Annotated in this window: 1 protein-coding gene; it reads right to left on the bottom strand. The window is 63.0% G+C overall.

Features of this window, described 5'->3' with window-relative positions; translation table 11 throughout:
• Nucleotides 1-245: 245 nt before the first annotated feature.
• Nucleotides 246-1,025, bottom strand: a complete 780-nt coding sequence (locus RFM40_RS33545) for a heme ABC transporter permease (protein ID WP_320229058.1) — start codon at nt 1,023-1,025, stop codon at nt 246-248.
• Between the last annotated feature and the right edge of the window lie 235 nt (nt 1,026-1,260).

Raw genomic sequence — 1,260 nt, 5'->3', positions numbered from 1 at the left:
GTTCGCGATGTCCTCGCACACCTGTTCGCGATGTCCCCGGTCCAAACACCCTTGTGGGAGAAGGTGGATCGGCGCGCAGCGCCGAGACGGATGAGGGGTGTTCGAGCGAAATGAGACGTTGGCGTTCACTGGTACACCCCTCATCCGTCGCCTTCGACGACACCACCCGGCCCTTCGCTGGCTCAGGGTGTTCGAAGCTCGAAAAACCAAGCAATTGGCCTTTCGTCCGCTGCGGGGACCGCTTCTCACCCCACAAGCGGAGAAGGAGGAGCCCGCTCGGCCTGCCTCGCCGCAACCCGCCGCATCGCAATCACGCGCCTACGAAAAATCTCCGTACGTATCGCCATCAGGTGCAGCGCGAAGAACAGCACGGTGAAGCCGAGCGCCATCACCGCGAGCGGCCATAGCATCGAGGGGTCGATGGTCGGGCCGCCGAGGCGGAAGACCGAGGCTGGCTGATGCAGCGTGTTCCACCAGTCGACCGAGAACTTGATGATCGGGATGTTGATGAAGCCGACCAGCGTGATGATGGCGGCGGCCCAAGCGGCGCGGCCGGCGTCATCCAGCGCGCGCGTCAGCGCGATGATGCCGAGATACATCAAAAACAGCACGAAGACCGAAGTCAGCCGCGCGTCCCACACCCACCAGGTGCCCCACATCGGCTTGCCCCAAATGGATCCGGTGATCAGCGCCAAGGCCGTGAAAGTGGCGCCGATCGGCGCGGCCGATTTCAGCGCCACATCGGCCAAGGGATGGCGCCAGACCAGCGTGCCGAGCGCCGAGATCGCCATGATCGTGTAACACATCATGGCGAGCCAGGCGAAAGGCACATGGATATACATGATGCGCACCGTGATCCCCTGCTGGAAATCTTCCGGAGCCGTGAAGCTCATATAGAGGCCGACGCCGAGCAGGATGGCGGCAATCGCCGCCAGCCACGGAATGACCTTGTCTGCCAGCCCGACGAAGCGCGTCGGGTTGGCGAGATCGGTCCAGCCTGAGAGGCGTGAGGTGGTGTCGCTCATGCCGACCTAAATAGACCGGCAATGTGCCCGGGGCAATTGGACGGTTGTCGCAGCTTTCCCCTACTCCCACTTGTGGATCGGCGCGCAGCGCCGAGACGGATGAGGGGTGCGCGACGGAGTGAGACGTTGACGTTCCCTGGAACACCCCTCATCCGTCGCCTTCGGCGACACCTTCTCCCACAAGGGGCTAGTGTGCGCACACATTTGCTTCGGGTTCATATTTGGGAGGCCAGAA

Source organism: Mesorhizobium captivum, assembly GCF_033977165.1.
GTDB classification, from domain to species: Bacteria; Pseudomonadota; Alphaproteobacteria; order Rhizobiales; family Rhizobiaceae; genus Mesorhizobium; species Mesorhizobium captivum.
Note: the sequence above shows the minus strand (reverse complement) of the source record. Positions and strands in the feature narration are given on the sequence as shown.